Annotated in this window: 25 protein-coding genes and 1 other RNA gene; 8 read left to right on the plus strand and 18 right to left on the minus strand. The window is 66.5% G+C overall.

The window, feature by feature from the left end:
- Positions 1–18 precede the first annotated feature (18 nt).
- On the minus strand, positions 19–489 hold the full coding sequence (locus HMPREF9710_RS08755; protein WP_005665649.1) for a hypothetical protein: 471 nt from the start codon (positions 487–489) through the stop codon (positions 19–21).
- A 347-nt stretch (positions 490–836) separates the two neighbouring features.
- On the opposite strand from HMPREF9710_RS08755, the gene HMPREF9710_RS26515 reads away from it, so the two are divergent.
- Entirely contained in the window at positions 837–2,000 is a 1,164-nt protein-coding gene (locus HMPREF9710_RS26515) for a PEP-CTERM sorting domain-containing protein (RefSeq protein WP_157225460.1), read from the plus strand.
- 125 nt (positions 2,001–2,125) lie between these two features.
- On the opposite strand, the gene groL is transcribed toward HMPREF9710_RS26515, so the two are convergent.
- Both groL and groES read right to left on the minus strand, forming a co-directional pair.
- Positions 2,126–3,772, minus strand: a complete 1,647-nt coding sequence (gene groL, locus HMPREF9710_RS08765; RefSeq protein ID WP_005665651.1) for a chaperonin GroEL — start codon at positions 3,770–3,772, stop codon at positions 2,126–2,128.
- A 46-nt stretch (positions 3,773–3,818) separates the two neighbouring features.
- Entirely contained in the window at positions 3,819–4,109 is a 291-nt protein-coding gene (gene groES, locus HMPREF9710_RS08770) for a co-chaperone GroES (protein WP_005665652.1), read from the minus strand.
- A 387-nt stretch (positions 4,110–4,496) separates the two neighbouring features.
- Between groES and HMPREF9710_RS08775 the strand changes: the two genes are divergently transcribed.
- The 5 genes from HMPREF9710_RS08775 (at position 4,497) to HMPREF9710_RS08790 (ending at position 6,696) form a co-directional block, all read left to right on the plus strand.
- Complete coding sequence (locus HMPREF9710_RS08775) at positions 4,497–4,796, plus strand: hypothetical protein (protein WP_005665653.1); 300 nt, start codon at positions 4,497–4,499, stop codon at positions 4,794–4,796.
- A complete protein-coding gene (locus HMPREF9710_RS08780; protein WP_005665654.1) occupies positions 4,793–5,104 on the plus strand; it encodes a cell division protein ZapA in 312 nt (103 codons plus the stop codon). The genes HMPREF9710_RS08775 and HMPREF9710_RS08780 overlap by 4 nt, the downstream gene beginning before the upstream one ends.
- Before the next feature lie 45 nt (positions 5,105–5,149).
- Positions 5,150–5,331, plus strand: a non-coding RNA gene (gene ssrS / locus HMPREF9710_RS27045) — 6S RNA.
- 90 nt (positions 5,332–5,421) lie between these two features.
- Positions 5,422–5,892 carry an EVE domain-containing protein gene (locus HMPREF9710_RS08785; protein ID WP_005665655.1) on the plus strand — a complete coding sequence of 157 codons (471 nt, stop codon included), beginning with the start codon at positions 5,422–5,424 and terminating at the stop codon, positions 5,890–5,892.
- Positions 5,893–6,696: a sulfite exporter TauE/SafE family protein gene (locus HMPREF9710_RS08790; RefSeq protein WP_005665656.1), complete on the plus strand. Its 804-nt coding sequence runs from the start codon at positions 5,893–5,895 to the stop codon at positions 6,694–6,696.
- On the opposite strand, the gene HMPREF9710_RS08795 is transcribed toward HMPREF9710_RS08790, so the two are convergent.
- The 6 genes from HMPREF9710_RS08795 to HMPREF9710_RS08820 form a co-directional block, all read right to left on the minus strand.
- Positions 6,693–8,876, minus strand: coding sequence for a xanthine dehydrogenase family protein molybdopterin-binding subunit (locus HMPREF9710_RS08795; RefSeq protein ID WP_005665657.1), 2,184 nt, complete (start codon positions 8,874–8,876; stop codon positions 6,693–6,695). The genes HMPREF9710_RS08790 and HMPREF9710_RS08795 overlap by 4 nt on opposite strands.
- On the minus strand, positions 8,873–9,352 hold the full coding sequence (locus tag HMPREF9710_RS08800) for a (2Fe-2S)-binding protein (protein ID WP_005665659.1): 480 nt from the start codon (positions 9,350–9,352) through the stop codon (positions 8,873–8,875). Before HMPREF9710_RS08800 ends, HMPREF9710_RS08795 begins: the two co-directional genes overlap by 4 nt.
- On the minus strand, positions 9,349–10,647 hold the full coding sequence (locus tag HMPREF9710_RS08805; protein WP_005665660.1) for a cytochrome c: 1,299 nt from the start codon (positions 10,645–10,647) through the stop codon (positions 9,349–9,351). Before HMPREF9710_RS08805 ends, HMPREF9710_RS08800 begins: the two co-directional genes overlap by 4 nt.
- Before the next feature lie 78 nt (positions 10,648–10,725).
- Complete coding sequence (lgt, locus tag HMPREF9710_RS08810; protein WP_005665662.1) at positions 10,726–11,535, minus strand: prolipoprotein diacylglyceryl transferase; 810 nt, start codon at positions 11,533–11,535, stop codon at positions 10,726–10,728.
- Between the two features lie 13 nt (positions 11,536–11,548).
- On the minus strand, positions 11,549–12,451 hold the full coding sequence (locus tag HMPREF9710_RS08815; protein ID WP_005665665.1) for a LysR substrate-binding domain-containing protein: 903 nt from the start codon (positions 12,449–12,451) through the stop codon (positions 11,549–11,551).
- Between the two features lie 58 nt (positions 12,452–12,509).
- Entirely contained in the window at positions 12,510–12,734 is a 225-nt protein-coding gene (locus HMPREF9710_RS08820) for a TIGR04438 family Trp-rich protein (RefSeq protein ID WP_005665667.1), read from the minus strand.
- Between the two features lie 182 nt (positions 12,735–12,916).
- Here HMPREF9710_RS08820 and HMPREF9710_RS08825 point away from each other — a divergent pair, with 182 nt between their 5' ends.
- Complete coding sequence (locus HMPREF9710_RS08825) at positions 12,917–13,225, plus strand: c-type cytochrome (protein ID WP_005665668.1); 309 nt, start codon at positions 12,917–12,919, stop codon at positions 13,223–13,225.
- Between the two features lie 168 nt (positions 13,226–13,393).
- On the plus strand, positions 13,394–13,960 hold the full coding sequence (locus HMPREF9710_RS08830; RefSeq protein WP_005665670.1) for a DUF3617 domain-containing protein: 567 nt from the start codon (positions 13,394–13,396) through the stop codon (positions 13,958–13,960).
- A gap of 93 nt (positions 13,961–14,053) precedes the next feature.
- Here the strand turns inward: HMPREF9710_RS08830 and HMPREF9710_RS08835 are convergent, their stop codons facing one another.
- The 9 genes from HMPREF9710_RS08835 to folD form a co-directional block, all read right to left on the minus strand.
- Positions 14,054–15,136 (minus strand): CHAD domain-containing protein, encoded by a 1,083-nt coding sequence (locus HMPREF9710_RS08835; protein ID WP_005665672.1) that lies wholly within the window; start codon positions 15,134–15,136, stop codon positions 14,054–14,056.
- Positions 15,137–15,244: 108 nt separating this feature from the next.
- Positions 15,245–15,958: an SIMPL domain-containing protein gene (locus tag HMPREF9710_RS08840; RefSeq protein ID WP_005665674.1), complete on the minus strand. Its 714-nt coding sequence runs from the start codon at positions 15,956–15,958 to the stop codon at positions 15,245–15,247.
- A 103-nt stretch (positions 15,959–16,061) separates the two neighbouring features.
- Entirely contained in the window at positions 16,062–17,600 is a 1,539-nt protein-coding gene (locus HMPREF9710_RS08845; RefSeq protein ID WP_229409753.1) for an FAD-dependent oxidoreductase, read from the minus strand.
- Positions 17,601–17,664: 64 nt separating this feature from the next.
- Positions 17,665–19,818, minus strand: coding sequence for an NHL repeat-containing protein (locus HMPREF9710_RS08850; RefSeq protein ID WP_005665676.1), 2,154 nt, complete (start codon positions 19,816–19,818; stop codon positions 17,665–17,667).
- 133 nt (positions 19,819–19,951) lie between these two features.
- Entirely contained in the window at positions 19,952–20,284 is a 333-nt protein-coding gene (locus tag HMPREF9710_RS08855; protein ID WP_005665677.1) for an H-NS histone family protein, read from the minus strand.
- Positions 20,285–20,427: 143 nt separating this feature from the next.
- A complete protein-coding gene (locus HMPREF9710_RS08860) occupies positions 20,428–20,862 on the minus strand; it encodes a DUF2486 family protein (protein WP_005665678.1) in 435 nt (144 codons plus the stop codon).
- Positions 20,859–21,284: a DNA polymerase III subunit chi gene (locus HMPREF9710_RS08865; RefSeq protein ID WP_005665679.1), complete on the minus strand. Its 426-nt coding sequence runs from the start codon at positions 21,282–21,284 to the stop codon at positions 20,859–20,861. The genes HMPREF9710_RS08860 and HMPREF9710_RS08865 overlap by 4 nt, the downstream gene beginning before the upstream one ends.
- Before the next feature lie 65 nt (positions 21,285–21,349).
- Entirely contained in the window at positions 21,350–23,419 is a 2,070-nt protein-coding gene (locus HMPREF9710_RS08870) for a M3 family metallopeptidase (protein WP_005665683.1), read from the minus strand.
- Between the two features lie 92 nt (positions 23,420–23,511).
- The gene (folD, locus tag HMPREF9710_RS08875) at positions 23,512–24,420 is read right to left on the minus strand and encodes a bifunctional methylenetetrahydrofolate dehydrogenase/methenyltetrahydrofolate cyclohydrolase FolD (RefSeq protein ID WP_051205037.1); all 909 of its coding nucleotides are present in this window, start codon (positions 24,418–24,420) and stop codon (positions 23,512–23,514) included.
- Positions 24,421–24,503: the final 83 nt, after the last annotated feature.

Here is a 24,503-nt window from a genome sequence, read left to right on the forward strand (position 1 = left end):
GCGCTGCGGCGCACGGCGTCAGTTGGCGCTCTTGATATCCACGCGCTCGATGGTGCGGCGCCATTCCTGGAGGCTGAGCAGGGTGTCCGAATCGGCGTCGTCGACCAGGATCTCGCTGCCGTCCTGGGCCACCAGGAAGCTCTCGCGGCGGCGCGCATCCTCGGCGCGGTTCTCGACAAAACTCAGCTGGTAATACTTCTTGCCGTTGACTTCGCGCGGGACCGGATCGTCCTCGATCACGGCGCCGCGCGCCTTGCCCTGGCTGCGCTGCTCGATCTGCCGCGACCACGCCTGCAGTTCCGGCAACGCCAGCAGCGAGGCCATCGCTTCTTCCTTCGTGTGCGCCGGCACGTGAACGCTTGGCGCGGCCGGCGCTGGCGCCGGCGGCGCTTCGCGTTCGGCGCGCTTGCAGCCGGCGACGGCGCAGCACAGCATCAGTGCGGCAATGGTCAGGCGCAAGGGAGAATAAGAAGCGGCGCGTGTGGACATGGCGGGTCTCGTGAGGGCAGGCGGTCATGGTAAACCATGCGTGTTCGACCAGCAACACGGATGCCATCTGACCGACTGCATCGATTGCGCGGAACGCAAGGGCATTGCAACGATGCTTTGCGCCTGTCGTGCGAAATATTTCTATACAGAAAGTAATTCGTGTTTTTTGCCACGAAATCACATTTCTCACCATGGAGCCGTAATTTATTCATAGAAATAATGCTATTCTGTAGGACCACTCCTACTTTGCACCCTCGCCACTCGTCCCCATGGACCGCCGCCGCTCTGCCTACAGCCGCAGCCTCGTCAAAGCGTCGCAACGCGAAAAGCGTCTTGGCATCCTTGCGATGCTGGGCCTTGCCACGGGCGTCGCGGGCGTGCTGGCGCCGCCGCTGGACATCGACTGGACCTGGCTGGACCGCAAGCCGGACGAGGTCATCCATGTCGGCGCGAGCCCCAGCGCCGCCATCGCGCCGGCCGCCGCCAGTGCGGCGCCGGCCGCGGAGCAGGGCGCCGCGCGGCGCATCTATCCGTTCTCGATCATTCCCGGCGGCGTGGCGGACGCGGACGAGCTGGCGCGCGTCATCCGCACCGACGCCGTGGTCGCGGCGCACTATGCCGGCTTCGACGTCGCCAACGCGCGTGCGGTCACCGTCACCAAGCCGCGCGCCGTGTACGTGTCGTACCGTAAGGGCGACCAGGTGTACTGGACAAAGAAGAAACTCATGCTGGCGCCGGGCGAAACCTTGCTCACCGACGGCAGGAACGAGATGCGGGCGCGCTGCGCCAACCGGATTTCGGACGTGCCGATGTACCCGGTCGAAGCCAATGGCCCGACCGAATCGGAACTCGATTCCTTCGTCACCGAGGATGGCGGCGGCCTGATGGCGGTGGCGGCCGGCCTGGAGGGACTCGACGACGGTCCCGGAGCAGGACCGGCTTACTACCCCGACGTGTTCCCGGACGGCGCCGGCCTGCTGCGCGGCGCCGCGCCGGTCGCGCAGCCGCGCCTGGCCGACCTCATGGGCAGCCCGCCCGCGCGGTATGGCTCGGGCATCTCGAGCGGCGGCACGCTGGGCGATGGCAGCGGCGATGGCGCGACGGCGCCGCCAGCCGCTGGCAACCCGACGCCGGGCAACGCCAGCGAGGGCGATGGCGGCACTGGCGGCGGAGGCAATCCCGGCGACACGGGCGGCAGCCCGCCGGATACGCCGACGCCGTCGACACCGACGCCGGAAACCGGAACCGGTCCGGGCTCCGATCCCGATCCCGGCCCGGGTCCGAACCCGGAGCTGCCGCTGCCCACGCCTGGCGTGCCAGGCACGCCGGGTGGACCCGATACGCCGGCCATCCCGGGCACGCCGGGCACCCCGGGCCTGCCCCCGGACGATACCGAGGTCGAGCCGAACGATCCGGTCGACGTGCCAGAGCCCGGCACCCTGTGGCTGGGCGGCGTGGCCATGGCGGCCATGCTGTGGCTGCGCCGCAAGGGGCCGCGCGCCCGGCGCTGAGCCGCCGTCCCGGTTTTTCAGTATGTCGGACAGCAAAAAGCCCGCGAGGCGTGAACCTCGCGGGCTTTTCGTCGTGGAGGACTGGCGCGCCGGCGTTGCCGCGGCGCGCCAGGCGACCGGCTGGATTACATCATGCCGTCCATGCCGCCCATGCCGCCCATGCCGCCCATGCCGCCCATGCCGCCGGCTGGCTTGTCTTCGACGACTTCCGAGACCATGCAGTCGGTGGTCAGCATCAGGCCGGCGATCGACGCTGCGTTCTGCAGTGCCGAGCGGGTGACCTTGGCTGGATCCAGCACGCCCATTTCGACCATGTCGCCATAGGTGCCGTTGGCGGCGTTGTAGCCGTAGTTGCCGGTGCCGCCCAGGACGGCTGCGACCACGACCGATGGCTCGTCGCCCGCGTTCTGGACGATCATGCGCAGCGGCTCTTCCATGGCGCGCAGGACGATCTTGATGCCGGCGTCCTGGTCAGGGTTGTCGCCCTTGACGTCCAGGGTAGCGCGGGCGCGCAGCAGGGCCACGCCGCCGCCTGGCACGATGCCTTCTTCGACGGCAGCGCGGGTTGCGTGCAGCGCGTCTTCGACACGTGCCTTCTTCTCTTTCATCTCGACTTCGGTGGCTGCACCGACGCGGATCACGGCAACGCCGCCGGCCAGCTTGGCCACGCGCTCTTGCAGTTTTTCGCGGTCGTAGTCCGAGGTCGCTTCTTCGATCTGGGCGCGGATCTGCTTGACGCGGCCTTCGATCGATTCAGCCTGGCCGGCGCCGTCGATGATGATGGTGTTTTCCTTGCCGACTTCGATGCGCGAAGCCTGGCCCAGTTCCGCCAGGGTGACCTTTTCCAGGGTCAGGCCGACTTCTTCGGCGATGACCTGGCCACCGGTCAGGATGGCGATGTCTTCCAGCATGGCCTTGCGGCGGTCGCCGAAGCCTGGCGCCTTGACGGCGACGGTCTTCAGGATGCCACGGATGTTGTTGACGACCAGGGTCGCCAGCGCTTCGCCTTCGATGTCTTCGGCGATGATGACCAGCGGACGGCCGGCCTTGGCGACTTGCTCCAGCACCGGCAGCAGGTCACGGATGTTCGAGATCTTCTTGTCGCACAGCAGGATGAACGGCTGCTCGTGGACGGCGACTTGCTTGTCCGGGTTGTTGATGAAGTACGGCGACAGGTAGCCGCGGTCGAACTGCATGCCTTCCACGATGTCCAGCTCATCGTTCAGCGACTTGCCGTCTTCGACGGTGATGACGCCTTCCTTGCCGACTTTTTCCATTGCCTCGGCGATGCGCTCGCCGATCGAGGTTTCCGAGTTGGCCGAGATCGCGCCGACTTGCGCGATTTCTTTCGAGGTGGTGGTTGGCTTGGCGATCTTCTTCAGTTCTTCGACGGTCGCTGCGACGGCCTTGTCGATGCCGCGCTTCAGGTCCATCGGGTTCATGCCGGCGGCAACGAACTTCATGCCTTCGCGCACGATGGCTTGTGCCAGCACGGTCGCGGTGGTGGTGCCGTCACCGGCGTTGTCGCTGGTCTTGGAAGCGACTTCCTTGACCATCTGCGCGCCCATGTTCTGGAGCTTGTCTTTCAGTTCGATTTCTTTTGCGACCGAGACACCATCCTTGGTGACGGTCGGGGCGCCGAACGAGCGCTCGAGCACGACGTTGCGGCCTTTCGGGCCCAGGGTGACCTTGACTGCGTTGGCCAGGACATTGACGCCTTCGACCATCTTGGCGCGCGCTGCGTCGCCGAACACTACTTCTTTAGCTGCCATTTGTTATTTCTCCGAATGTATCGTGAATGGGGTCAGGGAATGAGACTTACTGGGCCACGACGGCCATGATGTCTTCTTCGCGCATCACCAGCAGTTCTTCGCCATTGACCTTGACGGCCTGGCCGGAGTACTTACCGAACAGCACGCGGTCGCCGACTTTCACTTCCAGCGGACGAACCTGGCCGTTGTCTTGCACTTTGCCGTTACCGACGGCGAGGACTTCGCCTTGGTCTGGCTTCTCTGCCGCGGCATCAGGAATGATCAGGCCGGACGCAGTCTTGGTTTCCTGGTCGAGGCGCTTCACGATAACGCGATCGTGCAGAGGACGAAGGTTCATGCAAAACTCCTTAATATTCAGTGGTTTAACTTGCGTTTTTTGACACCGTCGCAGTCTTGTGGCAAGCACCGCGTCGGTCTGCAAAGAGTTGTTAGCACTCTCTACTAACGAGTGCTAATTATAGGGACGATAATTTGCCATTTCAAGCAGCAAGATTGCTAAATACTTTCGTGCGCTTGAGCTGGCACAAGCCTTCAGGGCTTCAAGCAATGTGTTTTTGGCATCTCTCGCCACCCGGTGCGAACCTGGCAAGAGGCGGGCAGCGTACACCGCCTGGCGCTTTCCTGCCGCACGCCAGGCAGCCGGGACGGCCGGCGGCGGGCGCGGCATGCCGCACCGCAGCGCGATTCGGTTGACGGAAAATCCCTCTCGATCCTATAGTGTCGAATGATTTCCGAATTCCAAGACCTCTCAGACAAAATCGACCGGCTCGCCCAGCTGACCCAGTCGTTGCGCGCCGAGAACTATTTGCTGCGTCAGGCCAATACCCTGCTCAGCGCCGAGAACCTGGCATTCAAGGAGCGCCTGTTCGAGGCCCAGCGCCGGGTCGAGGCGCTGCTCGACGAGTTGCCCAAGCCGCCGGGCGAAGCGCAAGCCGAAGGCGAGGGTGGGCAACCCGAGCCCGGGCCGGATGAACCGCGGCCGCTCCATCTCGCGCATGCCGCCCGCCAGCAGGAGCAACGATGATCCATCTCGACGTCACCATCATGGGCCAGCCCTACCGCCTGGCCTGCCGCGACGGCGAAGAGCGCACCCTGCGCGAAGCGGTGGCCTACCTCGACGGCAAGATGTGCCAGCTGCGCGATTCGGGCAAGGTGAAGGGCACCGACCGCATCGCCGTGATGGCCGCGCTGAGCGTCGCCGCGGAATTCCTGTCGGTCAAGTCGCCGCAGGGACCGCTGTCGGACATGTCGATTCTCGAAGTCAAGCAAAAACTGGAAGCGATGCACACCGTGCTCGACAAGGCGCTGACGCCCCAGGAAAATCTTTTCTGAAAACCGAATCCATTTGACATGACGGATCAAAAGAGTAAACTGCGCTCTACCCTGCGGTGTTCGAGATTTGCCATATATTCCTTGAACCATTCTTACGCATAGGTCGTGGAACAAGTTCGATGGGAGTGAGCGTCACTCGTTTGACGAACCCGAAATTGATCTGACCGTGACCGCCTTGAACCGTTTTGGTTCAGGATGCCGGCAATAACGGCACTGGCGGGGGCTAGGATACACAAGCGGTTGCGCACTTTGTACGCAGCCGCTTTTTTTGTGCGCGCGTCAAACCTGTCGGCGCGCCTTGCAGGGAGATCGGCGCAATGCGCTATTGGTTGATGAAATCCGAACCGGACGAAGTCAGTTTCGACGACGTCCTGTCCGCACCCGGCCAGACCGTGGCCTGGTTCGGCGTGCGCAACTACCAGGCGCGAAACTTCATGCGCGACGCGATGGCCGTCGGCGACGGCGTCCTGTTCTACCACTCCAGCTGCGCCGTGCCCGGCGTGGCCGGGCTGGCCGAGATCGCGAGCGGTCCCTATCCCGACGCCACCCAGTTCGACCCCGCCAGCCATTACCACGACCCGAAAGCCACCCCGGAAACGCCGCGCTGGATCTCGATCGACGTGCGCGCGCGGGAGGCGGGGCGCTATCTGCCGCTGGCCGAGATGCGCACCGTTCCCGCGCTGGAAAGCATGGTGCTGCTGCAAAAGGGCAGCCGGCTGTCGATCTCGCCGGTCACCAGATCCGAATGGGATGCGGTCGTCCAACTCGTGCGCGCCAGGGAGGCCTGAATGGATCCCTGGCTGATCCTGGCCCTGCTGGCGATGGGCACCTTCGGCGGCTTCGCGGCCGGCCTGCTCGGCATCGGCGGCGGCATGGTGCTGGTGCCCTTCATCACCATGATCTTCACCGCGCGCGGCATCGCCGACGAACTCGTGGTCCACATGGCGATCGCCACCGCGCTCGGCGTCATCCTGTTTACCTCGATGTCCTCGGTGCGCGCCCACCACAAGCATGGCGCCGTGCTGTGGCCCGTGGTGCGCCTGCTGGCCCCGGGCATCCTGATCGGTTCCTGGATCGGTCCCTGGATCGGCAAGCAGATGAATACCTCGGTGCTGGCCTTCTTCTTCGGCTGCTTCGTCGCCTTCTCGGCCACCCAGATGCTGATCGGGAAGAAGCCGACGGCGGCGCGCGAATTGCCGGGCCGGGCAGGCATGTTCGCCACAGGTGGCCTGATCGGGATCCTGTCGGGACTGGTGGGCGCCGGCGGTGGCTTCGTCTCGGTGCCGTTCATGACGCGCTGTAACGTGCGCATCCATAACGCGGTCGCCACCAGCGCGGCGCTGGGCTTTCCGATCGCGCTCTCGGGGACGCTGTCGAATGTGTATTATGGCTGGGGCGAACCGGGCCTGCCGGCATGGTCGCTGGGCTTTGTCTACCTGCCGGCGCTGGCCATCATCGTGCTGGCCAGCGTGGCCATGGCGCCGCTTGGCGCCCGCGCCGCGCACAAGATGCCGGTGCGCCAGCTGCAGCGCATCTTCGCCGTGATCCTGTATGCGCTGGCGGCCTATATGTTCTGGAAGGCGTTCAATTAAGCCTTCCTGACGCGCGCGCGGTCGAGCGGCAGGTCGCGCATGCGCAGGGCGCAGGCGTCGAACACCGCGTTCGCGATCGCCGCCGCGGCCGGGCCTTGCGCCGCCTCGCCGGTGCCCAGGAAGGGCTGGCCGGGGCGGTCGATCAGGTGCACGTCAATTTTCTCCGGTGTTTGGGCGAAGCGCAGGATCGGATACGAGGCCCAGTCCACGGTGAGCACGCGCGCGGCGTCGAAGCGCACCTGTTCCAGCAGCGTCCAGCTGGCCGACTGCACGATGCCGCCCTCGATCTGGTTGCGCACGCCGTCCGGGTTGACGATCTCGCCGCAATCGACGGCGCTCGACACGCGCGTCACGCGCACCAGCCCCGTTTCGCGCGCCACTTCCACCTCGACCGCCAGCGCGCAATACGACGCCAGGTTCTTGTAGCGCGCAAAAGCAAAACCGCGGCCACGCCGCGCGGTCTTCTTGTAGCCATCCCAGCCGAACTTCGCCGCCGCCAGCTCGACCACGTCGATGGCGCGCGGATCTTCCAGGTGGCGCAGGCGGAACGCGACCGGGTCGACTTTCGCCGCGCGCGCCAGCTCGTCCATGAAGCTCTCGATCGCGAACACATTGCAATAGGCGCCCAGGCCGCGCATGGCCGAGGTGCGCAGGACCGCCTTCGGCTGGAAGTGATGGGTCACGCGCGCGTTCGGCAGCCGGTAATAGGGGATCGCGTTGCGGTCGCCGCTGCCTTCCGGCTGCGGGCTGGGTTTCGGGGTGGGCGGCGCGAATGGTTTCGCCAGATGCGTGGCCGGCAGCAGGTTGCCGGCCTTGCCGGGACGGGTGTTGTGCGGGGGCGTGAAGACGTCGTACTGCCAGTCGGCGATGCGGCCGTCGGGACCGAGCGTGGCCGCCACCTCGGCCACCATCGCCGCGCCGAACGGTTCCCATGCATGCTCGTCCTCGCGCATCCACTGCACCCGCACCGGCCGGCCCGGGAAGGCGCGCGCCAGCAGGGCGGCGTCGGCCGCCACGTCGTCGGCGCCGTTGTGGCCATAGCAGCCCGCGCCCTCGACGTGGATGCAGCGGATCGCGTCTTCCTTTACCGCCAGCAGCTCGGCCAGCGCGCCGCGCAGCGGGAACACGCCCTGCGAGTGGGTCCAGACCGTGTAGCGGTTCTCCACCAGCTGCGCCACCGCGCACGAAGGCCCGATGGAGGCGTGCAGCTGGAAGGGACGGGTATAGGTGGCCTTCAGGTGCACGCCTTCTTGCACCCGCGCGCCGCGTTCGAGGATGGTGGTCGGTTCGGCCGGCTGCGCCATCACCAGGGCCTTGACGTCCGGGTGGACCGGCAGCGCGGCCGGCGTCTCCCAGCGTGCGCCGCGCGCGAGCAGCGCGGCGGCCTTCACGGCGCGGTATTCGCCGTCCGCGATCACGGCCAGGAAGCGGCCGTCGCGCACGACTTTCAACACACCGGGCAGGCGCATGACGGCGGCCGTATCCACCGCGATCAAGGTCGCCGCCTGCGCGGGAGGGCGCACCACGCGCGCATGCACCATGTTCGGCAGGCGCAGGTCCTGCACGTAGGCGCGTCCGCCCGTGACCTTGGCCGGGATGTCGATCCTCGGCAGCGACTTGCCGATCGCCGTCGCCAAGCCGGGCGCTGGCGGCGCCGGCTGCGGCGTAGCGCGCAGGCGCAGTTCCTGGCCGGTGACCAGCTGGCCGAAGCTGGCGCGGCGGCCGTCGGGGGCGATGAAGGCGCCATCCTTCAATGCCAGGCCGGCCGCTGGCGCTGCCAGGCGCGCCGCCGCCAGTTCGCCCAGGCGCATCCGCACCTGGCCCGCCGCATGGCGCAGCGCGGCGCCGCTGTCCTTCATCGAGTTGCTGCCGGCGGTCATGCCTTCGTCCGGCGTGCGCGCGGTGTCGGCGGTGACGAGGGTCAGGCGCTCAGGCGCGATGCGCAACTCGTCGGCCACCACTTGCAGCAGCGCGGTCTTGATGCCTTGCCCCAGCTCGGCCTTGCCGGTGAAGACCGTGATGCGTTCATCGGCGTCGATGCGGATCCAGGCGTCGAGCCAGGGCGTTTTTTCCAGGCTCTTCGGCAGTGCATCCTGCGCCGACCACGCCGGCATCGCGAACGACAGCGTCAACCCGCCGCCCGCGGCCAGGAAGCGGCGCCGACCCTGGTCGAGGCTCATCGCTTGCCTCCGGCCGCAAGCCGGTCCGCCGCGCGCCGCACCGCGCGCAGGATGCGCATATGGGTGCCGCAGCGGCACAGGTTGGGCGACATGTGGGCGCGGATCCGGGCGTCGCTCGGATTCGGTTCGCGCTCGAGCAGCGCGGTGGCCTGCATGATCATGCCCGCGATGCAGTAGCCGCATTGCGCCGCCTGCTCGTCGATGAAGGCCTGCTGCAGCACGCCGGGCGTGTCGCTGTTGCCCAGGCCCTCGACGGTGCGCACGGCGCGCGCGCCGACGCTCGACACGGGCACCAGGCAGGACATCACGGGCTTGCCGTCCATGATCACGGTGCAGGAGCCGCACTGGCCCAGGCCGCAGCCGAACTTGGCGCCATTCAGCCCCAGGTCGTTGCGCAGCACGTACAGCAGCGGGGTGTCGGGTTCAAGGTCGACGGCGTGGCTCTTGCCGTTCACCTGCAGGCGGTAGGTCGTCATGGTGCTCTCGCTTTGCTCACTTGCTCGTCCAGTTCCGGCCAGGCCGGCTGGCCGGCGCCGTACTTGCGCAGGTAGGCGGCCAGCGCGCCGGCCTGCTCGTCAGTCAGGATCGCCTTGAAGCCGGGCATCCAGCGTCCCGCTTCGCCATCCGGCGGCAGGATGCCGCTGTCGACGATATGGATCAGGCTGCGCGGGTCGGGGTCGTACAGGGCGATCGCCTTCTGCAGGGGCAGTGCGGCGCCCGAGCTCGGGGCGCGGCCGACGTCATGGCAGCGCGCGCAGGAATTGGCGTAGAGCTCGTAGCCGAGGCGCATGCGCGGCAGTTCGGGATCGTCGGCGGCGGGCTGGGGCAGCGGGCCGTCCTGCTGCGCCGGCGTCGTGCGCGCCGGCGCCTGCGACAGGTGGCCGTGGGTCCAGGCGGCCAGCGCGGCGACGTCGCCCGCATCGGCCTGGGCCAGGTGCATCACCACGTCCTGCATCGGGCCGCCGGCCACTGCGTGGTCCTCGGCCATGCCGGTGCGCAGGTAGGCCTGCAGCGCTTCGCGCGTCCATGGCAGCGGCGACGGCGAGTGACGGTTCAGGGCGGGCGCATACCAGTCCTCGGCTTCGCCGCCATCGAGCTGGCGCTTCAGATCCGGACCGCCCAGCTTCGTGCGCGGCGTATGGCAGGCGGCGCAGTGGGCGACGGCGTCGGCCAGGTAGGCGCCGCGGTTCCATTCGGCGGATTGTCGCGGGTCGGGCCGCCACGGCGCATCATCGAGGTACAGCACGTTCCAGAAACCGACCAGCGGCCGGAAACCGAAGGGGAAGGTCATGGCGTTGTCGCGCGCCGGCGCGGCGATCGCGGGCCGCGTCATGAAGTAGGCGTACAGGTCGTCGATGTCGTCCTGCGTCATGCGCACGTAGTGGTTATAGGGGAAGGCCGGATACAGCAGGTGGCCGTCGCGCGAGACGCCCTCGCGCATCGATCGGGTAAAGGCTTCAGGGCTCCAGGCGCCGATGCCGGTGTCGCGGTCCGGCGTGATATTGGTGCTGTGGACGGTGCCGAACGGCGTCTCCATCGGCTTGCCGCCGGCGAAGGGGCGGGACAGGTCGGCGGTGTGACAGGAGGCGCACATGCCGAGGTTTGCGAGGTTGGCGCCGCGCTCGATGCGGGCCTGGTCGAAGGAAGGTGGCGTGGCTTGCGGCGCCAGCGCGGGGCGCCACATGATGGAGAAGGCGATGCCTGTCAATACGACGATGGCCGCGAGGAGCAGCCACCATCCGATATGCCGCCTGCGCCTGGGTCGATTCATGAAGGCTCCGATCCGTGGAGCCTCATTGTCGAGCAGTAAAGAGCGAGCGCTCTGTGCGCTCGCTCACTCAGAGGCGGATCAGGCGGTCACCGGCCGTCCCGGCGCCTGGCGATAGGCCCAGGCCAGCATGACGAGGGCGGCGACGATCATCGGCAGCGACAGCACCTGGCCCGAGGTGATCGGCAGGCCGAACACGGTGGTTTCCCAGTCCGGCACGCGGAACCACTCGGTGAAGAAGCGCGCGCAGCCGTACAGCAGGGTGAACATGGCGCCGACCGCCAGGCGCGGACGCGCCTTGCGCGCGAACAGCCACAGGATCACGAACACCAGCACGCCGTCGACCAGCGCCTGGTACAGCGGCGACGGATGGCGCGGGCCGGCCACGCCTGGCCACAGCATGGCCCACGGCAGGGTCGGGTCGGCCAAGCGACCCGGCAGTTCGGCGTTGATGAAGTTGCCCATGCGGCCGGCGGCATAACCGAGCGGCACCAGCGGCGCGATGAAGTCGTAGACGTCGAGCAGGTTGCGCTTGCGTTTGCGGGCCCACAGCGCCATCGCGATCAGCACCCCCAGGAAGCCGCCGTGGAAGGACATCCCGCCCTTCCAGATCATGAAGATCTCGAGCGGGTGCGCGAGGAAGTACAGCGGCTGGTAGAACAGCACTTCGCCCAGGCGGCCGCCCACGATCACGCCCAGCATCCCGTAGAACAGCATGTCGTCCAGGTCGTCGCGGGTCCAGCCCTGCGCCGCGACGTGCGGCATGCGGATGCGCACCCGGCCCAGGATGATGAACAGGGCAAAGGCGACCACGTACATCAGGCCATACCAGTGGATTTGCACCGGGCCGAGCGAGATCGCGATCGGGTCCGGCTGCGGATGAATCAGCATAGTCAGTCTCTCTTCAATTCTTCAAACATTCCAGGAAGCCCTTCAGCACGGGCGAATCGTTGTCGCGCCGCCAGGCCAGGCCGGTTTCGGCCAGCGGCGCCGGATCGATCAGGGCACGGTATTCTACGCCGGGACGCATCAGGTTCGACACGGATTGTGGCACAAGTGCCAAGCCCATGCCGCCGGAAACCAGGCTGACGATGGTCTGCATCTGGATCGCTTCCTGGCCGATGGTGGGCAGCACCCCGGCCGCGCGAAAGCAGGCCAGGATCGCATCGTGCAGGCTGGGCGCCACCGTGCGCGGGAAGATCACCAGCGGCAGCGGCGGCAGGTCGCGCAGGCGCACCGGGCCTGGCCTTTCCAGCGCCGCCAGCCCGCTCGGCGCGCACAGCACCAGCGGCTCGTCGACGATCTTGAGGTAGTCCAGGGCGCCGTCGGCCATGCCGTCGGGCGCGCCCGGTTGCGGCGGGATCACGAAGCCGGCGTCGATGCGGCCCGAGAGCAGTTCTTCGAACTGGACGTCGGAGGTCGCTTCCTGCAGCACCAGGCGCACCGCCGGATAGGCGACGCGATAGCGGCGCAGCACGTCGGGCAGCATGCGCAAGGCCGCGGTCGAGACGAACGACAGGGCCAGGCGCCCAGCCTCGCCGCTGGCCGCGCGCCGCACCAGCTCGGGCAGCGCGGCGGCTTCCTCGAGGATGCGGCGCGCTTCCGGCAGCAGGGCGGCGCCGGCCGCGGTCAGGCCGACCATGCGCCGGTTGCGCACGAACAGCGGGGCCTTGAACAGTTCTTCGAGATTGGCGATGCTCTGCGACAGCGGCGGCTGGGTCATGTGCAGGCGGCGCGCGGCGCGGCCGAAATGCAGCTCTTCGGCCACGGTGACGAAATGGCGCAGCTGGCGCAGTTCGGGATGCATGAGTGATTGGACAAGCTGTGATACGTGCAATGTATCACAGGGCACCTACAGGCGCCGTTCAGCGACGCTTGTCGAGGGTCTTCTTGACGCGCTCGTTGCGGCGCTGGTCCTGCAGTTCGTGTTCTTTCTTCTTGTCGAGCCCGAGCATTTTCTCGATGTACTCGAACCAGATAAAGGCAGCAACGAACAGCCCGGCGATGACCCACCAGGACAGCTCGGCAAAACGCCAGACCTCGAAGAAGCGCAAGGCGGCCAGGGCGACGATCAAGAGGATGAGTGGCATGATGTGGAAAGCTCCTTCAGGCCTCACATCTTACAAAGAAAAGAATGCCGACGGGCAAAAGTTGCTATTTTCTTGTTACAGGATATTGGTAAACGTGGCGATCGCGTTACAGAGTGTATCGCTCTCTTTGCCCCGCAGGGAAAGGGGGTAGAATCCACTCAGTCATAAATTCGGAGAAACAAATGAAGCGGTCCCTGATGTTGTGTGTGGTGCTGTCGGCTTTCGCGTCATCGGGTGCATTCGCCCAGGCCGACCTGGCCAAGGCCAAGAATTGCATGGCTTGCCACACCGTCGCCACCAAGCTGGTCGGTCCTGCCTACAAGGACGTCGCGCAGAAGTACGCGGGCCAGAAGGGCGCCGAGGACAAGCTGGTGCAGAAGGTGCTCAAAGGCGGCGCCGGCACCTGGGGGCCGATCCCGATGCCGGCCAATCCGCAGGTGAGCGAGGCCGAAGCGCGTTCGCTGGTCAAGTGGGTGCTGGCGACCAAGTAATCGCCTGAAAAGACGCACGAAACGAAGCGCGCCTGCGTGAGCATGGCGCGCTTGTTCGTTTACGCGTTCGCGGCTTGCCGCCCACGCCTGGGATATGACAGGCCGCACCGCATGCGCGGATGCACGGCCAGGTCGGCTACACTGGTGGCCCACCTACCAGGAGCGACCATGAGCATGATTCGAACCGCAAGCATCGCATTGAGTATGGCCACCTTGTGCGCTACGAATGCGTTTGCGCAGCAAGTCAACATCAAGCCTGGACTGTGGCAGATCGACATGACGCTACCCGGCCAGGCAGGGGGCAATCAGATGGCGGGTATCGTCGCGCTGATGAAGAGCCAGATGGCCTCGATGCCGCCCGCCCAGCGCGCGGAAATACAAAGAAGGCTCGGCGCCAGCGGCACGGAATTCACCGACGATGGCTTGCGCACCAAACAGTGCATTACGAAAGAAGACATCGCGAAGTTCGACGTGTTTGGTAAAAAAGGTCCTGAAGGCTGCACCAGGAACGCGACGCCGACGGCTGGCGGCATGAATGTGAGCATGCAGTGCAACCAGCCGCAAGTGAAAATCGATGCTGTCGTGAAGACCCCGAGCGACACTGCCTACACCTTCGACTCGACTGCCACGATGGCCGGTCCAGGCGGCGCGATGATGACCCAGAAAACCAGCGGCACTGGCAAATGGCTGGGCAGCGACTGCGGCAATATGGCGCCGGTGTCCGGCCAGGGATGAATGCGTTGCGCGCGGCCCAACGACCTGGCATGGACGAAGCACAGCGCCGCGCCACACGTTCCGGTCTTCGGAAGGCGCTGAACACAAGCTCGTTCAGCGCGTGATGCGCCGCCTGGCGACGTCCGCCAGCGCCTTCGACAGGTCGCGGGCGCCGGCCTCGCCGCTGGCGGCCATGTAGCCGCGCACGTAGGCGGCCTGCTTGGCGATCTGGCTGCCGCCGCCCTTGAGTTCCTCGAGCAGGTGGTCGGCCACCGCCATGTCGTTCAGGAGGCCAAGGCGGTCCTGCAGCTTTTCCAGGTGGCCGACGTAGCGCTTGACGCGGCGCGCCGGCAGCAGGTCGCGGAAGAATTCGGCCGCGTAGCGCGCCTTCTTGGCGGCGATGCGCACCCGGTGGCGACCAGGCGCGTCGCCCTCGTCCAGGCCGTCGATGCGCCTGGCCAGGCGCTTCTCGGCCTTGCGCAGCAGGGGCAGGGCGGCCCTGGCGGCGCGTTCGGCCAGGGGCGAATCCTTGTCCAGCGTGGCGTCGAGACGCCAGCGACGTTCGCCGAGCCATTCGTTCAGCTGCGTCATCAGGTCACGGTAGCGCGGCTCGCGCAGCACGTTCAGGATGTGCGCGTGATGCGCGTTCGCGCGCTCGTGCGCGGCCTGGCGCAGCGCCGTCGCGTCGAAACCGTGGACCCGGTCGAGGGTGGAGTCGGCCAGCACGTCCCAGTCGCGCGCCGGTCCCAGTTCGCCGGACAGCCATTCGATGTCGGCGTGCAGGGCGACCGGCGGCGCGGCCAGGTCCTCGAACATCGCAAGCAGCGCGCGCAGGCGGCGCAGGCCCACCCGCATCTGGTGCAGGCTTTCGACGTTTTGCTTCAGCACGCCCGGCACGTTGGCCTCGATCTGGCGGACGCAATTCAGGCCGATGCTCTGGAACGCGTCTTCCAGCGTCATGCGCCCGCGCAGGCGCACCGGTTCGGCCTTGACCGGGCGGATCGGTTTCTCCTTCGGCAGCGGCTGGTCTTCTTTCGGATCTTCCGCGGCCGGCGGGGTGGCGGCGGCTTCCCGGCTCAGTTCCTGGTCCAGCTGCTGGAACGACTCCAGGCCGCTCGCCGCGGTCTCACGCGGCTGGGAAGCCGCCGTCGGGGTTGCCTTGGACACCGGCTGCGCCGGTTTTTGTTGCTTGGCCATGATGGTCCTTTCACTGACATGACGTCGATGACTCGAGCATACTCTTGCTCACTGCCCGGCACGCTTCATCATGACAGGAAGGTGACATCGGAAGCGCGGGGGCGGCGCCTATTTACCGATCCGGTAGATCACGTCCACGCCCTGCACCAGCTTTTGCACGCCCACCAGAAGCGGATCGCGCACCGCCGCGACCGGGGTATAGCGCGGGCCGTCGGTCGCCAGTCCCATCGCGTTCGACAGGTTCTTCAGCGGCGCCAGCGCCACGCCGTTCGCCGGTCCCAGCCTGGCGCCGATGCCGCGCGCGATGTTCTGCGCCTTCAGGCGCGCCGCAGCCAGGGCCTGGCTCACCAGTTCGGCCTCGATCTTGTCGGCGTCGCTGCGGCTGAAGGCGACCGCCAGCGACTCGACGTTCGGCATCGTCATCAAGGCCTGGATCAGCGCCGTCCAGCCATCCAGGTTGCGCACCGTGGCGTGGACCGCGGCGCGGGTCTCGATCGCTGGCACCGTATCGCCCTGTATATCGGCCTGCCTGAGTGGACGGCGCAGCAGGTCCTGCACCGCGATGTCCTCGACCGCGACACCGTGCTGCGCGAGCAGCGCGCGGCTGGCCTCGAGCCGTTCGCTGACCAGCTTCCAGGCCGCTTCCAGGTCGGGCTCCAGGCTGACGATCTCGAAATCGATCTCGCCCGTGTCCGGCATCACGTGCAGGTCGGCGGCGGCGTTCACGTGGATGAAGGGGTAGGCCGGCAGGTCGGCCGCGTGGGCGGGTGCGAACGCGGCGCAGGAAGCGATGGCGAATTTGACGGCGAGTTTCTTCAGCATGACGGTCCTTGTGAGGCGGGACGATTCCCGGCGACAGTCAGCTTAGGTTATCTAGACATTGATGTCTAGAAGGGCGGCGGCATTTCATGCCGCGCGGGTAGCGTCAGTCGCAGAAGCGCCGGTAGGCGCGGTCGCGGAAGTAGTGGGCCAGGGCATCGGGGCCATGGCCCGGATCGCACAGGGCGACGTGGCCGTCGGGCCGCACCAGATAGTGGGCGTTGCGCGCGAAGCCGGCCGCTTCATGGCGCGCGCTCCAGGCGAATTCGCGTAACGGCATGCCGTGCAGCTGGCACCAGGCGCGCAGGCCGTCGCCCGCCTCGCCATAGACCTGCACCTGCCAGTCCATGTTCTCCAGCGGCGCGTGGTTGTCCGCGCCGTCAGCGTCCACCCAGGGTAGCCGGTCGCCGGCCTTGACGCTCCCCGCGCTGCCGATGCTGAGCGGGCTGTCGTGGTAGCTGATCGTGATCTGCGAGACGATCTTGAAGATCAGTTCGCGCACGGTGTCGACGCCGTAGGCGACCGTGGCGAACAGCGGCGCAATGCGGGTGCGCACGAAGTCGGCGAAGTTGCCCTCGGCGGTGATGAAGTTGAACATGCGGTCGGTGGTGTCGACCAGCTTGCGTGCGAACGCCAGGCGCTCGGTCTCGTAGCTGTCGAGCAGGCTGTCCGGCGCATCGTGGCGCACCACGGCGGCCAGCTTCCAGGCCAGGTTGACGGCGTCGCCGATGCCGGTGTTCATGCCCTGGCCGCCGGCCGGGCTGTGCACGTGGGCGGCGTCGCCCACCAGGAACACCTGGCCGCTGCGGTAATGGCTGGTCACGCGGTGATGCACGCGGTAGGTCGAGAACCAGTGCACCTGGTCGACCCGCAGGCCCAGGCTGGACAGGGCGCTGTGGCCGACGTCGTCGAAGGTGTAGGGGCCGGCGCCGTGGCTGTCGGTGGAGATGCGGTGCACGGTGCCGATCAGGCGTCCGCGTCCGGTGTCGGTATAGGGCAGCATGATGACGAAGTCGGACGTCTCGAGCGAGACGTGCACCTCGCCGTCGGCCGCCACGCCGGCGGCCTGGACGTCGGCGACGTAGAAGACGTGGTCGTAGGTGCCGCCGGGGAAACCGGCGCCGAGCTTCTGGCGCACGGTGGAGCTGGCGCCGTCGCAGCCGGCCAGGAAGCGCGCCTCGCATTCGCGCAGGCCGCCGTCAGCATCGCGCAGGCGCGCCACCACATAGTCTTCGCGATCCTCGAAGGCGACCAGCTCGACCGGCCGCTGGACCTGCACCCCGGCCTGCCCGAGATGGCGCAGCAGCAGCCGCTCGTGCAGGTCTTGCGGATACACCAGCACGAAGGGGTAGGGCGTGAGCTTTTCGCCGGCGTCCTGGAACGACAGGCGCGCGCGGCGCTTGCCGCGCACCCACATATTGAGGGCGATGTTGCGCTTGCCGGCGGCGATCGTTTCGTCGGCCAGGCCGAGCTGGCGGTACAGCTCGAGGGTGCGCGCCTGGACCGCCATCGCGCGCGAGGTCGTGCCGGGCTGCGCCGCCTTGTCCACGACCGCGACCTTCACGCCCTGGCGCGCCAGCCACAAGGCCAGCACCAGGCCGGTCGGCCCCGCGCCGGCGATGAGCACGTCGTACCTGTCCACCATCACCTCCTTCGCCCGTCCTATTCAGATGCCGGCGTGGCGCAATGGTTCCATGGACGTGAGCAGTCTAGTCGGTTACTTCGAAGTCCAGGTCGCGCCCCTCCTGGGCCAGATTGCCGGCGAAGTCGGCGGCGTGGATGCGCAGCGTGTAGCGGCCGGGCGCGAGCTCGCCGATGCGCCAGCTGCCGGTCTCGATCTCGCCGTCCTGCAGGCGGTTGCCCAGCGCATAGTCGAACTGGGTCGACTTGCTGCCATAGACCGTGATGCCGCTGGTTGGCGCGTAGACGGCCTTGACGGCGTCCTGGTTGCGCGGCAGGCGGTCGAAGACCTGGGTGATGACGGGCTGCCCGAAGCCGGGCAGCGGCGTGCCGTCGGCCTGCAGGAGCTGGTAGCCCAGCTTGTACAGGCCGAGCTTGCGGCGCGCCAGGTTGCCGTTCACCTGGTCGTAGGCATTCACGACCACCTGCACCTCGCCCAGGCTGCGGGGCAACAGGATCGGCTGGCCCTTCTTCGCCGTGATGCGCTTGCCGGCGCCGTCGTACAGCGCGATGCGCTGGATGAACGGCGGGACGGTGTCGGTAAAGCCGACGAAGGGCAGGGTCAGCGGATTGACCACCGTCCCGCCCTGGTAGTAATCCAAGTGGACGTGGGCCATGGCATTGATGGTGCCGAGCGCATCGCCGACGGCGAAGCGGGTGCCGCGCGGCACCCGCACCCGTACGGCCTTGCCGTCGCCGTTCGCTTTCCCTTCGCGCAGGATCTGGAAGCGCTTATCGAGCGGCCGGCCCTGTGGGTCGCGTCCGACGCGCATGTGGATATACGAGAGCGGGCCCACGCTCAGGCCTTCGCTGAGCGTGTTGAAGCCCCAGTTGGCATGCGGGTCGGTCACTTTCGACGGGAACACCGCCAGCACCTTCGCGCCGACGTCGGCGCGCACGTCCAGGCCGGCGTGGAAATGGTGGCGGCTGTCGCCGTTGTAGGCGCCGCGCACCTCGCCCATCACGCCGACGACTTCATGGACCATGTCTTGCGGGCCGACCGGCCACGGCATCGGTTCGGTGCGCGTGACCAGCGCCGGCCGCGCCAGCACCGGCGCCGGTTCGCCCTCGCGCGGCGGCGCCAGCCGGTGCACGCGGTGGGCATTGGCGTCCGCCACCACCAGGCTGCCGTCGCGGCCGACCGCGATGCCGCGCGGACCGTACAGCTGCACCGTGCCGTCGCTGCCGAAGCCGTTCGGATCGAGCGGGCGGTCGACGTCCTGCAGCGGGCGCATTTCTCCTTCCGGCGTCAGTTGCAGGATGCGGCCGCCGGCGCTGGCGGCGATGTACAGGTAGCCGTCGCGCGTGAGCGCCAGGCCCGCCGGACGCCGCAGCGGCGGCCTGGTCTCGCCTTCGAGCGGGATCGCCAGCGTGTCGACCGTGCCGTCGGGCTTGATGCGGCGCACCGCGTGGTTGCCGGTGTCGGCCACGTACAGCGTGCCGTCGCGGCCGGCCGCCAGCGCGCTCGGGGTGTCGAAGCCGGCGTCGAGCAGCGCGCCATCCAGCAGCCCGGGTTTGCCATTGCCGGCCAGCGTGGTCACCATGCCATCGGGCGCGATGCGGCGGATGCGGTCGTTGTAGGTGTCGGCCACGTAGACGATGCCGGCGTCGTCCACCGCGATGCCGACCGGGCCGTTAAACTGGGCCGCACGTCCAATGCCGTCCAGGTAGCCGGGGCTGCCGCTGCCGGCCACCGTGGTCACTGTTCCGTCGGGCGCCACCTTGCGGATCGCATGGTTGCCGGTGTCGGCCACGTACAGGTTGCCTTCATGGTCGAGCGCCAGGGCGGACGGGGTGTGGAAGGCGGCCGCGGCGCCGATGCCGTCGGCAAAGCCTTCCTTGCCGCCGGCCAGCGTCGAGACCGCGCCGTCGGGCTGGATCAGGCGGATGCGGTTGGCTTCGCCCCCGTCGGCCACGTAGACCGCGCCGCGCGCGCCGATGGCCACGCCATAGGGATCGCTGAAACGGCTGGCGCTGCCCGGCCCGTCGATCACGCCGTCGCGGCCGTCGCCCGCCAGCAGGCTCACCCGCGCCGGCCAGAATGGCGTGGTCTTCGCGACGGGCGGCGTCAGGATGGCCAGGGCGCCGGGGCGTTGTTCGATGGTATCGGTGAAGTAGACGGCCGTGCCGATGGCCAGGATGGCGGCGCCCACGAGCGCGGCGATGAGGGAAGTTCGTTTCACTGGTACGGCCGGATGATTGCTGAACCTGCAATCTTAGCCGAAACCACCGATGAGACAGAAAACAGGAGAGGTGGCGCCGCCGGACGTGGTCACGGCGGCGCGCAGGAGTTGCCTCGACAGGGAAAGGCCGCGGTCAGATACGCAGATCGTCCAGCGACTTGCCCTTGCCCAGCGCTTCCACGACCCATTTTGGCTGGCGGCCACGGCCGGTCCAGGTCTGGGAATTGTCGGCCGGGTTGTGGTATTGGGGATTCACCTTGGCGCCGCCGCCTGCTTTCTTGCTTTTGCCAGTGCCCTTGGCCAGCAATTCTTCCACCGAGATTCCCATATTCTGGGCGATCTCGAGAATCTGCTCGCGCGCTTTCTTGACGTCTTGCTGCTGGCGGTTTTTGATCTCCTTTTCGATATCGAATTGAAGACCCTTCAGCTCGGCGAGGTTATAACCCGACAGATCGATGTTTGCCATTTTGTTTCATCCTTGATTAGGTGATTCGATTCGTTTCGAAGTGCCGCGCAGCGATTTTACTATTTAATCGCCGAATATGAATGACAATCGTGCGCGGGGTGATTTCGAATCAAATACATGGCAAATCGTTAATGCATGTGGGGTTATTTTCCCAGGTTCTGGAGATGGGCAATTTCTTGTGAAACGGCGCGGGTCACGACCTGGCCCAGGGATTGATGCAGGCTCGCGCGAATTTCGGCCGAAAAACCCGCCATCGCTTTATCTACCGCTTCGGCGATGCCGTCGCGCAGCCGCTGTTCGAGCACGAAATCGATCCGGCCCTGCAATTGCTGCAGCACGCGTTCGGTCAGGCGTCGTTCCATGACGCTCCACTGCTCGCCGCTCCAGCGGTCGGCGGCCCGCCGTTCCAGGGCTTCCGGGGACTCCGCGTCGTCGGCGCCGTTCGTTCCGGTCGTGGCGCCGGCTGCCGCTGCCGCAGCGGGAGCGCTTGACGCCACTGGCGCGGCAGGCGCCGGCGAGTCGGCGACGACCTCGGTCAATACGGGAATGCTGGCATCGAAAGCGGGATCCTGGTTCATGTCTGTCCTGCGACGAAGTGGGTCAATGGATAGGATTGCCTTTTATAGGCGACATAGCGTTTGCGTCCCTCGGCGGCATCGTCTTCATCAAGCGAAATGATTTCGAACACGCGCGCGAATTGCGCGAAATTGTTCGGCGTGCGGCGCGTGAGGTTCACCAGCATATCGTGGTGCGGCAGCGTTGCGTCTTCATTATCGGTAATCACGATCGGCGTCTGCGGCGCCAGCGGATCGCCGGCCAGCACGTGCGGAATGAAATCGGTATCCCCCACGTTCCACAGCGCCGCATTCAATGCCTCGGCCTGTTCAGGGCTTTCTGCCAGCACCACGACTTTGGCGCGCGCGCCATATGCCTTGCGCGCCAGCCGGCAGGCATAGGACAGCTTATCGGGGATATTGGTATGGAAGTCGATCCGGGTCATGGCATCACTAAAAAGAGGAGGGCTTTCGCCCTCCGGTGCAGTTTCCTGCGCAGTTTTCCAAATGATCAGGCATTCATGCCGCTATGGCGCAGCAAAGCGTCGATCGAAGGTTCACGGCCGCGGAAGGCCTTGAACGATTCGAGCGCCGGCCGCGAGCCGCCCACGGCGAGGATCTCGCGGTGGAAGCGGCGTCCGGTGTCGAACAGGTCGGCTCCGGATTCGACGGCTTCTTCGAATGCGGCATAGGCGTCGCTGGATAACACCTCGGCCCATTTATAGCTGTAATAGCCGGCCGCGTAGCCGCCCGCGAAGATATGGCTGAACGAATGCTGGAAGCGGTTGAACGACGGCGGCGTGATGACGGCGAAGTTGCGGCGGATGTCGTCGACCAGTTCCTGCACCTGCTGGCTGTGCGGATCGAAATCGTAGTGCAGGTGCATGTCGATCAGCGAGAACTCGACCTGGCGCAGGGTCTGCATCCCGGACTGGAAGTTCTTCGCCGCCAGCATCTTGTCGTACAGCGCGCGCGGCAGCGGTTCGCCGGTCTTGTAGTGCGCGGTCATCTGCTGCAGCTTGTCCCACTCCCAGCAGAAGTTTTCCATGAACTGCGACGGCAGCTCCACCGCATCCCATTCGACGCCCGAGATGCCGGCCACCGACAGCTCTTCGACTTCGGTCAGCATGTGGTGCAGGCCGTGGCCGAATTCGTGGAACAGCGTGGTCACTTCGTCATGCGTGAACAGCGACGGCTGCAGCACGCCGTCCACCGTCGCCGGCGGCGTGAAATTGCAGACCAGGTAGGCGACCGGGGTCTGCACCGCGCCGCCAGAGAGCAGGCGGCGGCCGCGCGCATCGTTCATCCAGGCGCCCTGGGCCTTGCCGGCGCGCGCATACGGATCGAGGTAGAACTGGCCGACCAGCTGGCCGTTGCGCTCGATGCGGTAGAAGCGCACGTCCGGGTGCCATACGGGCGCCTCTTCGGGGATGACGTCGGCCTCGAACAGCTGGCGGATCACGCCGAACAGGCCTTGCAGCACCTTATGTTCGGGGAAGTATTCCTTCACTTCCTGGGCCGAGAAGGCATAGCGCTTCTCGCGCAGCTTTTCGGAAGCATAGGTGACGTCCCAGGATTGCAGATCATCGATGCCAAGCTCGGTGCGCGCGAACTCGCGCAGCTCGAGCAGGTCTTTCTCGGCGTACGGACGCGCGCGACGCGCCAGGTCTTCGAGGAATTCGATCACGTGCTGCGGGCTCTGCGCCATCTTGGCCACCAGCGAGACGTCGGCGAAGCTGCCGTAGTCGAGCAGGCGCGCTTCTTCGTTGCGCAGCTTGAGCAGGTTGACGATATTGGACGAGTTGTCCCACTTCTCGACCTCGGTGAACATGATGCCGGCATCCGACGCCTTGGTGGCGCTGGCGCGGTAGATCGTTTCGCGCAGCGCGCGGTTGTCGGCGAACTGCAGCACCGGGAAGTAGGACGGGAAGTGCAGGGTGAACAGCCAGCCGCTCTTGCCATCGCGCTCGGCGGCGGCCTTGGCGGCCTGCTTCACGTCGTCCGGCAGGCCCGCGAGTTCTTCTTCGTTCTCGACCACCAGCTTGTAGTCGTTGGTCGCGTCCAGCACGTTTTCCGAGAAGCGCGTCGACAATTGCGATTGCTGCTCCTGGATCTCGGCGAAGCGCGGCTTTTTATCTTCCGGCAGTTCGGCGCCGCCGAGGCGGAAGTCGCGCAGGGCGTTTTCGACGATGCGCTGGCGCACAGGGTTGAGGCTGTCCCAGTGCGGGCCATTACGCAGCTGCTTGTACTTGGCGAACAGCGCCTCGTTCTGGCCGATGGCAGTGGAGAACTCCACGACCTTCGGCTGGTTCTCGTTATAGGTGGCGCGCAGCTCGGGCGTGTCCACCACGTGGTTCAGGTGGCCGACCACGCCCCAGGCGCGGCCCAGGCGTTCGCTGGCGTCGTCGAGCGGGGCCAGGGTGTCCCAGGTGACGTCATCCACCGGGGCTTCGAGTTGCGCCACGATGGCATTGGCGTCAAGGATCAGCTGCTCGATGGCGGGCGTGACGTGCTCGGGCTTGATCGCGTCGAAGCGCGGCAGGCCGGAAAAGTCGAGGAGGGGATTGGTAGCGGTCGTCATCGTAGTCCTTCCATATTCGTTAATCACTGGTACGCCGAACGCTCATGCAGATGCCATGGCAGCCAATGAGCGGCCATGGCGCCATGACGGGCTTACGCCAGGCCTGGTTTCGGTTCCATGCCCGACGCCTGGCCCGCCGGCGGCTGGCCGCTGGCGTGCACGCGCTCCGCGGACTCGAGGGTATTCATCAACAACATCGTGATCGTCATCGGACCGACGCCGCCAGGCACTGGAGTGATGTGCGACGCCACCTCGGACACGCCCGCGAAATCGACGTCGCCGCATAGCTTGCCCGCGTCGTCACGGTTCATGCCGACGTCGATCACGATCGCGCCCGGCTTGACCATCTCTGCGGTGAGGGTATTGCGGCGGCCGACGGCGGCCACGATCACGTCGGCCTGGCGGGTGTGGTAGCCCAGGTCCGGCGTTGCGCTATGGCAGATGGTGACGGTGGCGTTGGCTTGCAAGAGCAACAGGGCCATCGGCTTGCCGACGGTATTCGAGCGGCCGATCACCACTGCGTGCTTGCCGCGCAGGTCGATGCCGGTGGTCTCGATCAGCTTCATGCAGCCGTACGGGGTGCAGGGGCGAAAGCCCGGCAGGTTGGCCACCAGCTCGCCGGCCGACAGCACCGAATAGCCGTCGACGTCCTTGGCGGTCGAGATGGCCTCGATGACTTTCGACGGGTCGATGTGCTTCGGCAGCGGCATCTGCACCAGGATGCCATGGATGGCCGGGTCCGCGTTCAATGCTGCAATGCGGTCGAGCAGGGCTTGCTCGGAAAGGTCGGCCTCGTATTTCTCGAGCACCGAATGGAAGCCCACGTCGCCGCAGGCCTTCACCTTGTTGCGCACATAGACCTGGCTGGCCGGATCTTCGCCGACCAGGATCACGGCCAGGCCAGGCTGCTTGCCGGCGGCGGTGAGTTTGGCGGCGCGCGCGGCGATATCTTCGCGCAGTTGTTTGGAAAGGAGGACTCCGTCGATCAGTTGTGCAGGCATGGTGAAAGCTCGTCGCTGGGCAAAAAGAGAATTATACGGCCCACGCATGCAATCTCCTCCTTTCAGCGTATAAATGGGCCGTT

The sequence above is a fragment of the Massilia timonae CCUG 45783 genome, from assembly GCF_000315425.1.
In the GTDB taxonomy this organism is placed as follows: Bacteria; Pseudomonadota; Gammaproteobacteria; order Burkholderiales; family Burkholderiaceae_D; genus Telluria; species Telluria timonae.

Bases quoted from the DNA above. Each gene is read 5' to 3' on its own strand.
- HMPREF9710_RS08755 (WP_005665649.1), bottom strand. From the start codon at position 489: ATGTCCACACGCGCCGCTTCTTATTCTCCCTTGCGCCTGACCATTGCC.
- HMPREF9710_RS26515 (WP_157225460.1), top strand. From the start codon at position 837: ATGCTGGGCCTTGCCACGGGCGTCGCGGGCGTGCTGGCGCCGCCGCTG.
- groL (WP_005665651.1), bottom strand. From the start codon at position 3,772: ATGGCAGCTAAAGAAGTAGTGTTCGGCGACGCAGCGCGCGCCAAGATG.
- groES (WP_005665652.1), bottom strand. From the start codon at position 4,109: ATGAACCTTCGTCCTCTGCACGATCGCGTTATCGTGAAGCGCCTCGAC.
- HMPREF9710_RS08775 (WP_005665653.1), top strand. From the start codon at position 4,497: ATGATTTCCGAATTCCAAGACCTCTCAGACAAAATCGACCGGCTCGCC.
- HMPREF9710_RS08780 (WP_005665654.1), top strand. From the start codon at position 4,793: ATGATCCATCTCGACGTCACCATCATGGGCCAGCCCTACCGCCTGGCC.
- HMPREF9710_RS08785 (WP_005665655.1), top strand. From the start codon at position 5,422: ATGCGCTATTGGTTGATGAAATCCGAACCGGACGAAGTCAGTTTCGAC.
- HMPREF9710_RS08790 (WP_005665656.1), top strand. From the start codon at position 5,893: ATGGATCCCTGGCTGATCCTGGCCCTGCTGGCGATGGGCACCTTCGGC.
- HMPREF9710_RS08795 (WP_005665657.1), bottom strand. From the start codon at position 8,876: ATGAGCCTCGACCAGGGTCGGCGCCGCTTCCTGGCCGCGGGCGGCGGG.
- HMPREF9710_RS08800 (WP_005665659.1), bottom strand. From the start codon at position 9,352: ATGACGACCTACCGCCTGCAGGTGAACGGCAAGAGCCACGCCGTCGAC.
- HMPREF9710_RS08805 (WP_005665660.1), bottom strand. From the start codon at position 10,647: ATGAATCGACCCAGGCGCAGGCGGCATATCGGATGGTGGCTGCTCCTC.
- lgt (WP_005665662.1), bottom strand. From the start codon at position 11,535: ATGCTGATTCATCCGCAGCCGGACCCGATCGCGATCTCGCTCGGCCCG.
- HMPREF9710_RS08815 (WP_005665665.1), bottom strand. From the start codon at position 12,451: ATGCATCCCGAACTGCGCCAGCTGCGCCATTTCGTCACCGTGGCCGAA.
- HMPREF9710_RS08820 (WP_005665667.1), bottom strand. From the start codon at position 12,734: ATGCCACTCATCCTCTTGATCGTCGCCCTGGCCGCCTTGCGCTTCTTC.
- HMPREF9710_RS08825 (WP_005665668.1), top strand. From the start codon at position 12,917: ATGAAGCGGTCCCTGATGTTGTGTGTGGTGCTGTCGGCTTTCGCGTCA.
- HMPREF9710_RS08830 (WP_005665670.1), top strand. From the start codon at position 13,394: ATGAGCATGATTCGAACCGCAAGCATCGCATTGAGTATGGCCACCTTG.
- HMPREF9710_RS08835 (WP_005665672.1), bottom strand. From the start codon at position 15,136: ATGGCCAAGCAACAAAAACCGGCGCAGCCGGTGTCCAAGGCAACCCCG.
- HMPREF9710_RS08840 (WP_005665674.1), bottom strand. From the start codon at position 15,958: ATGCTGAAGAAACTCGCCGTCAAATTCGCCATCGCTTCCTGCGCCGCG.
- HMPREF9710_RS08845 (WP_229409753.1), bottom strand. From the start codon at position 17,600: ATGGTGGACAGGTACGACGTGCTCATCGCCGGCGCGGGGCCGACCGGC.
- HMPREF9710_RS08855 (WP_005665677.1), bottom strand. From the start codon at position 20,284: ATGGCAAACATCGATCTGTCGGGTTATAACCTCGCCGAGCTGAAGGGT.
- HMPREF9710_RS08860 (WP_005665678.1), bottom strand. From the start codon at position 20,862: ATGAACCAGGATCCCGCTTTCGATGCCAGCATTCCCGTATTGACCGAG.
- HMPREF9710_RS08865 (WP_005665679.1), bottom strand. From the start codon at position 21,284: ATGACCCGGATCGACTTCCATACCAATATCCCCGATAAGCTGTCCTAT.
- HMPREF9710_RS08870 (WP_005665683.1), bottom strand. From the start codon at position 23,419: ATGACGACCGCTACCAATCCCCTCCTCGACTTTTCCGGCCTGCCGCGC.
- folD (WP_051205037.1), bottom strand. From the start codon at position 24,420: ATGCCTGCACAACTGATCGACGGAGTCCTCCTTTCCAAACAACTGCGC.